This window comes from Flavobacterium pectinovorum (genome assembly GCF_022802975.1).
GTDB lineage: Bacteria > Bacteroidota > Bacteroidia > Flavobacteriales > Flavobacteriaceae > Flavobacterium > Flavobacterium pectinovorum_B.
Genome location: NZ_JAFEVZ010000016.1, coordinates 1 through 12367 on the forward strand (window position 1 = coordinate 1; position 12367 = coordinate 12367).

Here is a 12367-nt window from a genome sequence, read left to right on the forward strand (position 1 = left end):
GAAAAAGAGTAGAAACAACAATAAGTGACATCAAGAAAATGTTTCCAAGAACAATACACGCAGTTACAATTCAAGGTTTTCTAATAAAGCTAACTTTATTTGTATTTGGGCTACAATTAAATAAATCCATTAACTAGCAACTTGAATTAAATAGGGTCAGAATATAATTATTTGCCTTAATTTTAGTGTTTCCAATGATTTATCTATATGATTTTTGAATTTACAACAGCCGCTGGTTTTGACTTCATTACATTTTTTGCAAAACATATTAATGCAACTGTAAGAGATAATTTCATGGAAATTCCAAATGAAATGGGAGAAGGTTATGTACGTAAAGTTGGATTTGGAAATGATTTTAAATTAACTATACATCGTTATACATTGAAGGAAGATTTAATTATTAAGCGCAATCCTTCCCCCGATACTAGCAGTGTACGCACTTTTTTCTTTTACAGCAACAAACAAGATCTAGAAGTTAAATATAAGAACGAGGAAAATATACCTTCTTCACAAAAAAATGATGCTTCGATACTCTTATCTACAAATGACTTAAGGACTGAAGTCCGTTTTCCTGCAGATACTAATATCCAATATGTCGTAGTTGCAATTGCCGCTGATAGGCTGCGTGCAATTCTGTCTATTGAAAATCCTAATAGTACAATAAAAACGATCACAGCGGAAAATGCTTCATTTATTTTCTTCGAAAATTTAGATACTGAAATGCAACTGCTTCTAAAAAATATTGTTTCTGTTGATATGAATAACTCTATGAATAATTTCTATGTCCAAATTAAGGTTCAGGAATTAATGTACTTGCTTTTTAGTAAGTTGTCACTTAGGGAGAATACAACTTTTAAAAGTATAAACAGTAATGATGCAGAAAAACTTCTGACTGTACGCAGCGAAATATTGAATGATCTCAGTAAACCGCCGGTTTTGAATGAATTAGCTGTTATTGCTTCCATGAGCGAAACAAAGCTCAAGCAGCTTTTTAAGCAGACATTTGGAGATACAATTTATAACTATTATCAAAAGGCAAGAATGGAAGAAGCCGCTTTTTTATTGAAACAGGCTAAACATTCTGTTTCTGAAGTTGGCTACGAATTGGGCTTTTCAAATCTTAGCCACTTCAGCAGGTTATTTGAAAAGCAGTACGGCATTACGCCTAAGAAGTTCTCTTACACAGCATGACCTAATTTAAACTCTTTTTTTCAATTAATACTGTCGGATAGGACTATTATTGTGTCTTTTTCGGTTATTTTACCCGAATATTAACTTCTAAATTTGTTCATATAATTAAATTATGACAAAATGAAAAAGTTACTTACGCCTTTTGAGAAAGGTTCCTTAAAATTAAAAAATCATCTGGTAATGGCACCGATGACACGAAGCAGAGCTATTGGCAACCTTCCAAATGAGTTGATGGTAAAGTATTATGCACAACGTTCAGGTGTTGGTTTGATTGTTACCGAAGGCACCTCGCCAAGTCCTGAAGGATTAGGCTATCCGCGTATTCCCGGAATTTATTCTGAAGAACAGATTGCGGGGTGGAAAAAAGTCACCGATGCTGTACATCAAAATGGGTCAAAAATTTTTCTGCAACTGATGCACACTGGACGTATATCGAATGTTGCAAATCTACCTGACGGAATTCAGCCCGTAGGTCCTTCAGCTATCAAGGCTGCTGGTGAAATCTTTACTGATTCTCTTGGTATGCAGGAACACTCTGTTCCGGTAGCGCTTAGTTTAGATGGTATAACTGATGTTATTGACGATTTTGTAAAAGCTTCCAAAAATGCAATTCTTGCTGGTTTTGATGGCGTAGAACTTCATGGTGCTAACGGGTATTTACTGGAACAATTCTTAAACCCAAATGTGAATAACAGAACCGATTTGTACGGAGGCAGCCTTATAAACAGAAGTCGACTCACTTTAGAGATTACTGAAGCAATTGCAGCGGCTATTGGCCCTCATAAAGTTGGAATTCGTTTTTCTCCGTTTTCTCAACTAAGTGATCAAGGCGCTTACGATACAGAAGAAGTGCATCAAACCTATATCTATCTAAGCAGTGAATTGAATAAATTAGGGATTGGCTACATCCATCTTTCAACCAATCCCGATATTCCTGAAAAAACATATAAGGCAATCCGTGCAGTATTTAGTAATACGATTATAATCTGTAATGGACTGACTCCTGAAACAGCAGAAGAAAAGTTGTTGGATAACTCTGCAGACCTTGTTGCTTTTGGACGCGGATTCCTTGCTAATCCTGATTTTGTAAAGCGTATTGAAAAAAATGCTCCACTTAATGATGTAGACTTCGGTACATTATATACTCCAGGCGAAATAGGTTACACAGATTATCCATTTTATACTTCAAAATAATGAAAGCAATTCAATACAAAGACTATGGAAGTTCAGCTGTGATTGAACTGGTTGATATTCCTATACCATCGATTCAAAGTAAAAAGGATATTTTAATTCAGGTTAAAGCTGCAGGTGTGAATCCAATAGATGTAAAAATACGAATGGGAATTATGAAAGAAATGCGTCCTGTAGAAATTCCTTTTATACCTGGAGGAGAAGCTTCGGGAATAATTGTTGCCATTGGTACGGATGTATCTAAATTTAAAGTTGGTGACGAGGTTATTGCTCTTACAAAGAAAAATGCTTATGCGCAATATGTGACTGCTAACGAAAATTATGTTTTACTGAAACCAAAAAATTTGACTTTCCAGGAGGCAGCATCAATAGCTGTCACTATAGGAACTTCTCAATCAGTACTTTTCACAGAAGGAAAATTAGAGAAAGGGCAAAAAGTTTTAATCCAAGGCGGGGCCGGAGCAGTTGGTGGCGCTATGATTCAAATGGCAAAAGCTGCCGGAGCATACGTAATTGCAACAGCTTCTGGCGATGGCGTGGCTTTAGCAAAAAGTCTTGGAGCCGATGAAGTGATTGATTATAAATTGCAGGATGTAACTAATACTGTTAAAGAGGTTGATTTGGTCGCAGATACCGCTGGTGGCCAATCTCAGGAAAAACTTTTTCCGGTTTTAAAAGCTGATGGCAAACTATTGAGTATCGCCAAGCCTCCATCACAGGAATTGGCAGAAAAACACAAAGTGAAAGCCTATTTTGTAGCTTCCGACATATCGTCTAAAACACTACAAAACGGACTTGAATTAATAGAAGCTGGAAAATTCCAAACAGTTGTTTCCAAAATATTTAAGCTTGAAGCAGCAGCTATAGCTCAGGATTTCTTAACGGCTGGCGGAGTAAATGGTAAGATCGTTTTCGCTGTAGAATAAAAACATAGGTAATTTAAAATATAAAAAAATGCATATTAAAAAAGTAATCGTTGCTGGTGCAACAGGAATGCTGGGAAGTCAGATTGTAAAAGAATTGCTTGAGCAGGGCGCTGAAGTTACTGCTATGGTCAGGGCAAGCAGCGATAGAAATGCACTAATCAAAATGGGTGTCAAAAATTTTGTGATTGGAGATATGATGGACATACCTTCTCTAAAACATGCCCTTTCTTCTAAACATGGTTTTGATGCCATAGTAGCAAGTGCAGCCGGATATACACGTAGAAAAAAGGGAGATAATGCTGTAACAGATACGATAGGTTATCGAAATTTGGTTGATGCTACGAAAGAAGCCGGTATTCCACGTTTTGTATTGATTTCCATTCTCGAATCTGACAAAGCTAAATCAGTACCTCACTTTTATAATAAATACCTCATCGAGAAATACCTGGCAGAAAAAAAACAGCCTTTTATCGCTCTTAGACCCGGTGCGTTCTTAGATCAGTCACCAGATTTTATAATAGATAAAATTAAGAAAGGAATACTGCCAACATTTCTAACAGGAACTTACGGAATTATCTATACACCACAATTAGCCAAATATACTGCCATGGCTGCAATAGCTTTAGCCGATACAGCGCTAAATACTTCTATAGATATAGGCTGGGAGAAACCCGTGAACGAGGACATACTTAAAACTGCGTTCGCCAGTGTTCTAAAAAAGAACATTCAGACTAAGCCGGTTATTCCTTCAGTCGTATTAAAATTTATTTTGCCCATTGTTGCAAAGTTTAATGATAACATTTATGATATGTGTGAAATGATCAGGTGGATTGATACGGGTGTGTACATCAGCACAAATCCACAAAGGCAAAAAAATTTTTTCGGTGAATTGCCAACTGTTGAAGAAAGTATAGCACAATATTGCCGTGATCGCGGACTAATTTAAGGGAAATTGTCTATTGTCGGCAGGATGAAGTATGATTAACCTCAAAACTATATCAATCATATATTTCTCCAATTACAAAAAACCTCATAATATTTAATTTTGAGGTTTTTGTATTTAAATTATATCATCCTCCAATCGCAATCATACTCCGATTGTCAAAATGTAACGTTGGGTCATCCATTTCAGAAATCGTAACCATTCCGGCCCTTACTTTCTTTTTATTTTTAATGGACTCTGAAATTAAATTAGTAATCGATTCGCCATTTCTAAAAGCAGTCAGTAAATCGGTTTCGGAATTAGAGAAAAGGCAATTTTTGATTTTTCCGTTTGCCGTCAGGCGGATTCTGTTGCAGCCATCACAAAACGGATTTGTAATTGAGCTTATGATTCCGAAATCGCCCTGAAAACCTTTGATTTTGTAGGTTCTGGCCGTGAAGTTTTTCTCGTCTTCCAGTTTCTGAATTTCATCCAGAGAAAAATTTTCCTCTACTTGTGATAAAATTTCCTTTTGCGAAACCATTTTGCTCCTGTCCCACTCATTTCCGGCGAAAGGCATAAACTCTATAAAACGGACAGCAATTGGCAGTGACTCAGTTAAATTGACGAAATCAATAATTTCATTATCATTAAAACCTTTCATCAAAACCACATTTACTTTTACCTGAAAATCATGATTCAGCAATAAATGCAAGTTATCAATCACTTTCTCAAACTGATTTCGAAGTGTTATCGAATGAAATTTTGATGCAATCAGCGTATCTAAACTCAGGTTGATTTTTTTGATTTCGGCCTGTTTTAAAACATCAATATGACGGTCGATTAAAATACCGTTGGTCGTGATTGAAAGTGAAACTTCTAAAGTTGATAATTTCGAAACAATCTCAGCAAAATCCTTTCTCAACAAAGGTTCTCCCCCCGTCAGTCTGATTTTATCCACACCATTTTCTACGAAAGTCTGGGCAATTGCAAAAATCTCTTCGGAAGTCATTAAGCTTGCTTTTGGAGACAGCGCAATTCCGTCAGCAGGCATGCAATACGTACAACGCAAATTGCATTTCTCCAGCAACGAAATACGCAAATAATTGTGTTTTCGCCCAAAATCATCCGTTAAAATGGTTTTAGAGGGTATCATGATTTTTTCCTTTTAAAATATGAAAAACGTGCATCACATGCGGAAAAACAGCATCCATAGATTCTCTTGCTCCATTTGTTGATCCCGGCAAGGCCAAAACCAGACTTTTTCCTAATGTTCCTGCAACTGTTCTGGACAACATCGCATATGGCATACGTTGCTGCCCGTAATCACGAATGGCTTCTTCGATTCCCGGAATTCTGCTTTCCAATAATGGTGATAAAGCTTCAGGTGTTACATCTCTTGGTGATAATCCGGTTCCTCCGGTAAAAATAACCAGCTGATTCTCTTTGGCGAAAGCCTTCGTTTTTTCCTGAATAATTTCTAACTCATCCGGAATAACTTCGTAATGAGACGTTTCAACTCCGTAAGAATCTAACTTTTCTACAATTATTTTTCCGGATCGGTCTTCTTTATCACCTGCAAAAATAGAGTCGGAACAAACAAAAACCGCTGCTTTTATTGTGTACGGAAATTTATTTTTGAAAGACGATTTACCGCCTTCTTTGTTGATTAATTTTATAGTTGAGATTTCGATTTCTTTATCAATTGGCTTCAGCATATCGTACATCGTCAATGCTACAATTGAAGCTCCATGCATCGCTTCAACCTCTACACCTGTTTTGTAAACGGTTTTTACTTTAAAGATAATCTGAATATCTAAACCTTCAATGTTATATTCTACCGATGTAAATTCAATTGGCAGCGGATGGCAATCCGGAATCGACAAATGCGTGTTTTTTACGGCAAACAATCCGGCCGTTTTCGCCATTTCCAATACATTTCCTTTCGGCACCAGATTATTGACTACTGCATCAATTGTTTCCTGCTTGCTTACTTTGACAATTGCTGTGGCTGTTGCGACTCTTAATGTACTTATTTTATGCGTAATATCTACCATTTTAGGTGTTTTGTTTCCATGTGAAAGTATCGTTTTCAAACATTTCCTTGCCAAAAATCGGCACATCAGTTTTAATCCAGTTTACGATGGCTTCTGTGGCTTCATAAACCTGTTTGCGTCTTGTTGATGAAACAAAAACGAACAGACAGATTTCTCCTGCTTTTACCACACCTAAACTGTGATAAATGTGCATACAGGTTAAGTCGAATTTAGCAAATGCTTTTTCACGAATCGTATGCAGGGCTTCGTTAGCCATATCAGTGTAGGCTGAATAATCTATGGCAACAACAGTATTATCGTGAATCACATCGGCACGAACCTGACCCAGAAAAATATTGTGTGCCCCAATTGTATGTTTGGATTGATGTTTAGCAATCGACTCCGCAATAAATTCGGGAGAAATTGGTCCTTCTACAAATACATTTTTACTCATTTTTTTTATTTTTTATTGCCACTGATTTCACAGATTAAAAGGATTTTTTGCCACAAATTATACAAATTTTCATTACTTAATTCTATAAAAAGAATAATCGCAATATTGTGATTTCGACGGAGGAGAAATCCCCGTAAGAAACTCTACAAAGATTGGCGACATTCTATACTGAGTTACTTGCGAAGATTCTTCGTTCCTCAGAATGACAAACTTTACATACAATTGTGTCTTTTAATCTTTGACTATATTTTTATTTCTTTAGTTAATAATTCTTTCAATGCCAAAGCACCGCCTTCAACACTTTTTAGATTTTTAAAATCCATTTTCTGAAGCAATTCAACAGCTATTTTACTTCTCATTCCGGATTGACAGAAAACATAAATTGTTTGATTTGAATCTAGTTTTTCAATTTCACCTTCCAAATTCATTAACGGAATCTGAATACTGTTCCTGAATGTTATTTTTGGAAGTTCATCTTCATTACGAACATCTAAAAACAAGACTTCTTCATTATCAATTTGATTCAAAACTGCTTCAGCTGAAATCTCTTCGACACGATTTTCTTTCTGAGAATATTTTCCTTTAAAAATATTTCTGTCCATTACAAAAGAATCATTTTTTTCAAAATCATATTTCTGCTGTTCATTATTCAAAACATTATAAACCAATATTTTTCCGCTCAAAACTTCTCCTGTTTCCAGAATCATTTTTATGACTTCATTGGCCTGCAGCATTCCAATAATTCCAACCGAAATTCCGATAACTCCCGCATCCGTACAATTCACAGACGAACTGTTTTCATCCGGATACAAACATCTGTACGTTGGACCGTTTTGATAATTGAAAACCGAAACCTGTCCCTGAAATCTGAAAATTGATCCGTACACCATTGGTTTATTCGTAATCAGGCAAGCATCATTTATCAGGTATTTTATCTGAAGATTGTCTGTTGCGTCCACAATAATATCATAATTTTCAAATAAAGCAATGGCATTTTTACCTGAAAGTTTTTCAGCAACAGCATTTACTTTAACGTCGGAATTTAATGCTGTTACCATGGATTTGGCTTCTTCAACCTTGTATTTTCCGACAGATGAATTTTTATAAATTACCTGACGCTGCAAATTTGAAAGTTCCACAACATCATCATCCACAATTCCGATTTCACCAACTCCGGCAGCTGCCAGATAAGGCAATATCGCAGCACCCAGACCTCCTGCACCAATAATTAAAACTTTGGATTTTAATAATTTGTACTGGCCTGTTTCTCCAATTTCGGGAAGCATTATTTGTCGGTTATAACGGGAAGATGCATTCATAAATTGTAAATTATCCTCCGGCAAAAGGAGGCAATAAAGCAACAATATCACTTGTTTTCAAAGCGTAATCTGTTGTTTTTGAAACTATTTTCTGATTGACGGCAACACTAAATGACAGCGATTCGAATTGGTATTTTTCTTCTAAATCCTGCAATAAATCCTGCAGGGAAATATTCGAAGAAACCACATTTTCAAAAGAGCATTGTGTTTTTTCGGCAACAGCTCCAAAATATTTAACTTCAATCATTATTATAGATTTAAATTCTGAAATATAAATTCGTCTTCAAAATGTTCCTGAAAATAAGAGGTTAGTTTTGAAGTATTTTTTACCACTTCTCCAATTACAATAATTGCCGGTGATGAAATATTTTTTTCGGCAACTAATTTAGTAATTGAACTAATGTTACCCACTACTTTTTGTTCTGAATTTTTAGTTCCGTTTTGGATAATGGCAATTGGCAAATCGTCAGTTCTGTTTTCCTTGTAAATCGAAATGATTTCATCTAACTTGTGCATTCCCATCAAAATAACCACAGTTGCAGCTGATTTTGAAGCCAAATGTACATCTTTAGACAATTCATGACTAGAAGTGGTACCTGTAATTACCCAGAAACTCTCTGCTACTTTTCGTTGTGTAAGGCTTATTCCTACTGAAGCAGGAACACCTAAAGCTGATGAAATTCCGGGAACAACAGCCGTTTCCAAACCAAATTTTTCTGAATATTCGATTTCTTCGCTTCCGCGTCCAAAAATAAACGGATCTCCACCTTTCAAACGAACCACATGTCCGTAACGATTTGCCATTGAGACGATCAACTCGTTAATTTGATCCTGTGTGTAAGCATGGCATCCTAAGCGTTTCCCCACAAAAACAATCTCTGCCTTAGTCGCATATTGCAATAATTCTTCGTTAACCAAAGCATCATACAAAACTACATCGGCATTTTCTAACGCTTTAATTGCTTTCAGCGTAATCAATTCAACATCTCCCGGGCCTGCGCCTACTACTGTTAACTTTGGTGTTCTTAAGTTTTGCATAATCTATTAACTTAAATTGATATTCAGGTCGTTTAATTCGTCAACCGAATTAATATTGGTTAAAGGAAAGTTTTCACTTTCTTCTATTTTTATAATCTGATGAGGCACTTTCGATAGAAAATCCATCATTTTCAGTTCATTGTTGTCAATCACTTCTCTTATAAGCGAAACTATTTTTTTTGAATAAATTCCGATTAAAGGATGAATCCTGCTTTCTGTTGCAAATACGGTAATCTGGGCTTCCTGATTGTGTTTTGCAATTAATTCAGCTAACAATTCTGAAGAAATCAACGGAATGTCACAACTCAGGATCAGGTTAAACTCAGTTTCAGAATTCGTTAATGCGGTATAAATTCCGCCCAAAGGCCCTTTATCTTTTACAATATCAGCCCTTTTTTGATACGGCAGATAATCGTATTCTTTTGTATTCGTTATGAACTCAATGTTTCCTGTAATAGGCAAAACAGCCTGAATTATATGTTCAATAAATGGTTTTCCCTGAAACAGAACCAATCCTTTCTCAGACTTCATTCGGGAACTTTTTCCTCCGCAAAGAATAAATGCTGTTAGTGTTTCCATGATTCATTAATTTGTTTCAGGTTTCAGGTTTAAAGTTTCAGGTTTCAGGTTTTCGCCAATCATTTTATTCCAACACATAGAAACATAGTTTACTTTGTCTGCAAAGGCGTTTCACTTTGCATTAATTCACATAGCTATGTGTTAGATAATGTGTTATCTTTTTAAATCTTTTTATAAAAATAGAAACCTATGTTTCTATGTGTTTAATTGTTCTCTTTAAGGGAAAATCAATTTTATACTTGCCATCAAAATCACAGTTCCTAACACTATTTTTAAGGTTTTGTTCGAAAAATAACCGCTCCCGTAAAATCCGCCTAACATTCCGCCAATCACCGCAATCGGAACCAGGTAAAAGCTCTCCATCGGAATAACTTTTCCTCCCAAAAGAAATCCTAACATTCCGGCAAATGAATTGACAAATATGAACAGACTCGAAATCGCTGCTGATTCTTTAACTGAAGCCCATCCCAAAAACAATAAAATCGGACTTAAGATAATGCCACCGCCAATACCCAGCATCCCTGACAACAAACCAATTACAAATCCGATTGCCAACGCAAAAGGTAATTGAATCTTAACAGCTTCTTTTTCCTTAAAGTTGAATATTCCGAACAATCTCAAAGCCGCAAACACCAGAACAATTCCTAAAATAACTTTATAAATTGTATTGTCAAGTGTAATAAATCCGCCAATAAAAGCAGCCGGAACAGAAGCTATCGCAAACGGATAAAACAACTTAGGTTTAAAATAATTCATTCTGTAATAAAACAAAAACGAAATACTCGAAACAAATAAATTCAGTAACAAAGCCGAAGGTTTCATAATCGCTACCGGGAAAGCAAAAATCGTCATTAAAGCCAAATAACCTGATGCTCCGCCGTGTCCTACACTTGAGTACAAAAACGCAATCACGATTAATGCGAAGCTGAATAAGATTATATTTTCGGAAGTAAGTAACTGCATAATTTTGTTTCAGGTTTCAGGTTTTCTTTGTTTCAGGTTACGCTATATGTTTATTTTTACACACTGCATCTTAAAACTGAAATTCTTTATTCTACTAATCAATCGGCAATAATGTTACCAACTGCTCTTTTTTAAGGTTTTCAACATCATTCGGTACAATTAGCAAACAATTTGCTGTTGCGAAAGTGTTGAGCATTGCTGAACTCTGACCGTCTAAAACCGTTACATGAGTTTCACTATACAAGGCTTTTAAGAACAATGTTTTTCCGGAACTATTAGAAATGCCTGCATTTAATTTTCGGACTAATTTTGGTAAATGAATATCCGAAAATCCCATTCGGTTTCTAATTGCCGGATACACATACACATAAAAATTAGTCAGTGACGAAGCCGGATTTCCCGGTAAAGCAAAAACTAAAGTTTCATTTTTAGAGCCAAAAAACATTGGTTTCCCCGGTTTTTGATTGATTTTATAAAAAAGTTCTTCTACACCGTTTTTAAGCAATGCTTCTTTTACAAAATCATAATCCCCAACTGAAATTCCACCCGAAATTAGAACCACATCATATTTTTCCAGAATACTTTTTAATGCCTTCTTCGTTTCTTTAAGATTATCTTTTACCTTAAAAACTTTTGTTTTATTTACACCAATCGTTTCAAGCGCAGCCTCCAGCATCACTGAATTGCTTTCATAAATTTTACCCTTTGGTAATTTTTTTCCGGGTTTTACCAATTCGTTTCCGGTTACTAAAATGGCCACTTTCGGTTTTTTATAAACTGTAATTTCTGTAATTCCCAAACAAGCCAGAAAACCAATTGCAGCGGGCGTGATTAACGTATTAGGTTCAAAAACTACTTCCCCTTTATTAATCTGTTCTCCTTTTGCACGAACGTTTGCAAACTGCTCGGGCATTTTAGAAATCAAAATCGAGTTTTCATTAGCCATTACATGCTCCTGCATTACAACTGTATTCGCCTGATCAGGAATAAAAGCACCGGTAAAAATCCTTACTGCTTCATTTTCTTTTAGTTTTATATTAGAATGATCTCCTGCCTGAGAAATGCTTACCACATCATATTGATGTTTTCTGCTGTGAATGAAAGCATAACCATCCATTGCTGATTGTCTGAAAGGCGGCATAGCAATTGGCGAATAAACTGTTTCTGCCAAAACATATCCCAAAGCTTTTCTCACTGCTATTTTTTGCAATGGCATCTTCGAACTGTTTTCAGCGACGATCGCTAAAGCTTCATTTACTTGTATCATTTATAAAACATAAAAACTAAGTACAAATACTTATTACAAATATAAGTATTTTTTACTAGTAAGGTTAAAAAAGAATAATTTATTTTTCTATCAATAAAATTACTCTAATTTATTTAAAATCATGGTTTAATTGAATCAAGTTTTTAGTTTAAATTTCCTTTTTTTTGTTCAAATAAATATTTTGGAGATATTATATCAACAAAAAGAAAAATTAAAAATAATAAAAGCAAGTAAAAAATACTACATTTAATAATTCCAAAATTAAAAAATTAACATTTATCCATAATTAAAAAATAAAAATAAAACACTCAAAATCAAATAATTACAACACAAAACAGCACTTTAAAATTATATATATTTATCTCCAGATAAAAAAAAACCTCTTTTTTTTGGTTTTTATTATATTAAAATTAACTTTGTCTATAGGATTAGTAGAGTTTAAAATTATATTTAAAATCAAAAAAAACTAAATTTTGAAAAC

General features: G+C 35.0%; 13 protein-coding genes. 4 read left to right on the forward strand and 9 right to left on the reverse strand.

Features of this window, described 5'->3' with window-relative positions; translation table 11 throughout:
* The first annotated feature begins 207 nt into the window (after positions 1-207).
* The 4 genes from FLV_RS17995 (at position 208) to FLV_RS18010 (ending at position 4254) form a co-directional block, all read left to right on the forward strand.
* A complete protein-coding gene (locus FLV_RS17995; RefSeq protein ID WP_243236056.1) occupies positions 208-1191 on the forward strand; it encodes a helix-turn-helix domain-containing protein in 984 nt (327 codons plus the stop codon).
* Between the two features lie 120 nt (positions 1192-1311).
* Complete coding sequence (locus FLV_RS18000) at positions 1312-2385, forward strand: alkene reductase (RefSeq protein ID WP_243236058.1); 1074 nt, start codon at positions 1312-1314, stop codon at positions 2383-2385.
* On the forward strand, positions 2385-3308 hold the full coding sequence (locus FLV_RS18005) for an NADP-dependent oxidoreductase (RefSeq protein WP_243236068.1): 924 nt from the start codon (positions 2385-2387) through the stop codon (positions 3306-3308). The genes FLV_RS18000 and FLV_RS18005 overlap by 1 nt, the downstream gene beginning before the upstream one ends.
* Positions 3309-3336: 28 nt before the next feature.
* Positions 3337-4254: an NAD(P)H-binding protein gene (locus FLV_RS18010; RefSeq protein WP_262916474.1), complete on the forward strand. Its 918-nt coding sequence runs from the start codon at positions 3337-3339 to the stop codon at positions 4252-4254.
* A gap of 124 nt (positions 4255-4378) precedes the next feature.
* On the opposite strand, the gene moaA is transcribed toward FLV_RS18010, so the two are convergent.
* The 9 genes from moaA to glp form a co-directional block, all read right to left on the reverse strand.
* Positions 4379-5386, reverse strand: a complete 1008-nt coding sequence (moaA, locus tag FLV_RS18015) for a GTP 3',8-cyclase MoaA (protein WP_243236073.1) — start codon at positions 5384-5386, stop codon at positions 4379-4381.
* Positions 5373-6287, reverse strand: a complete 915-nt coding sequence (moaCB, locus tag FLV_RS18020) for a bifunctional molybdenum cofactor biosynthesis protein MoaC/MoaB (protein WP_243236076.1) — start codon at positions 6285-6287, stop codon at positions 5373-5375. Before moaCB ends, moaA begins: the two co-directional genes overlap by 14 nt.
* A gap of 1 nt (position 6288) precedes the next feature.
* A complete protein-coding gene (locus FLV_RS18025; protein ID WP_053470278.1) occupies positions 6289-6720 on the reverse strand; it encodes a molybdenum cofactor biosynthesis protein MoaE in 432 nt (143 codons plus the stop codon).
* Positions 6721-6962: 242 nt separating this feature from the next.
* Positions 6963-8039 (reverse strand): HesA/MoeB/ThiF family protein, encoded by a 1077-nt coding sequence (gene moeB / locus FLV_RS18030; RefSeq protein ID WP_243236077.1) that lies wholly within the window; start codon positions 8037-8039, stop codon positions 6963-6965.
* A gap of 10 nt (positions 8040-8049) precedes the next feature.
* Positions 8050-8286, reverse strand: a complete 237-nt coding sequence (locus FLV_RS18035; RefSeq protein ID WP_243236079.1) for a MoaD/ThiS family protein — start codon at positions 8284-8286, stop codon at positions 8050-8052.
* 2 nt (positions 8287-8288) lie between these two features.
* A complete protein-coding gene (gene cobA, locus FLV_RS18040) occupies positions 8289-9077 on the reverse strand; it encodes a uroporphyrinogen-III C-methyltransferase (protein ID WP_243236081.1) in 789 nt (262 codons plus the stop codon).
* A gap of 6 nt (positions 9078-9083) precedes the next feature.
* The gene (locus FLV_RS18045) at positions 9084-9656 is read right to left on the reverse strand and encodes a molybdenum cofactor guanylyltransferase (RefSeq protein ID WP_243236084.1); all 573 of its coding nucleotides are present in this window, start codon (positions 9654-9656) and stop codon (positions 9084-9086) included.
* 216 nt (positions 9657-9872) lie between these two features.
* The gene (locus FLV_RS18050; RefSeq protein ID WP_243236086.1) at positions 9873-10619 is read right to left on the reverse strand and encodes a sulfite exporter TauE/SafE family protein; all 747 of its coding nucleotides are present in this window, start codon (positions 10617-10619) and stop codon (positions 9873-9875) included.
* A gap of 94 nt (positions 10620-10713) precedes the next feature.
* Complete coding sequence (gene glp / locus FLV_RS18055) at positions 10714-11886, reverse strand: gephyrin-like molybdotransferase Glp (protein ID WP_243236087.1); 1173 nt, start codon at positions 11884-11886, stop codon at positions 10714-10716.
* Positions 11887-12367 lie beyond the last annotated feature (481 nt).

Excerpts from the sequence above, each read along its gene's own strand:
- FLV_RS18025 (WP_053470278.1), bottom strand. The coding sequence starts at position 6,720 with ATGAGTAAAAATGTATTTGTAGAAGGACCAATTTCTCCCGAATTTATT.
- FLV_RS18005 (WP_243236068.1), top strand. The coding sequence starts at position 2,385 with ATGAAAGCAATTCAATACAAAGACTATGGAAGTTCAGCTGTGATTGAA.
- cobA (WP_243236081.1), bottom strand. The coding sequence starts at position 9,077 with ATGCAAAACTTAAGAACACCAAAGTTAACAGTAGTAGGCGCAGGCCCG.
- glp (WP_243236087.1), bottom strand. The coding sequence starts at position 11,886 with ATGATACAAGTAAATGAAGCTTTAGCGATCGTCGCTGAAAACAGTTCG.
- moaA (WP_243236073.1), bottom strand. The coding sequence starts at position 5,386 with ATGATACCCTCTAAAACCATTTTAACGGATGATTTTGGGCGAAAACAC.
- moeB (WP_243236077.1), bottom strand. The coding sequence starts at position 8,039 with ATGAATGCATCTTCCCGTTATAACCGACAAATAATGCTTCCCGAAATT.
- FLV_RS18050 (WP_243236086.1), bottom strand. The coding sequence starts at position 10,619 with ATGCAGTTACTTACTTCCGAAAATATAATCTTATTCAGCTTCGCATTA.
- FLV_RS18045 (WP_243236084.1), bottom strand. The coding sequence starts at position 9,656 with ATGGAAACACTAACAGCATTTATTCTTTGCGGAGGAAAAAGTTCCCGA.
- FLV_RS17995 (WP_243236056.1), top strand. The coding sequence starts at position 208 with ATGATTTTTGAATTTACAACAGCCGCTGGTTTTGACTTCATTACATTT.
- FLV_RS18010 (WP_262916474.1), top strand. The coding sequence starts at position 3,337 with ATGCATATTAAAAAAGTAATCGTTGCTGGTGCAACAGGAATGCTGGGA.
- moaCB (WP_243236076.1), bottom strand. The coding sequence starts at position 6,287 with ATGGTAGATATTACGCATAAAATAAGTACATTAAGAGTCGCAACAGCC.
- FLV_RS18000 (WP_243236058.1), top strand. The coding sequence starts at position 1,312 with ATGAAAAAGTTACTTACGCCTTTTGAGAAAGGTTCCTTAAAATTAAAA.
- FLV_RS18035 (WP_243236079.1), bottom strand. The coding sequence starts at position 8,286 with ATGATTGAAGTTAAATATTTTGGAGCTGTTGCCGAAAAAACACAATGC.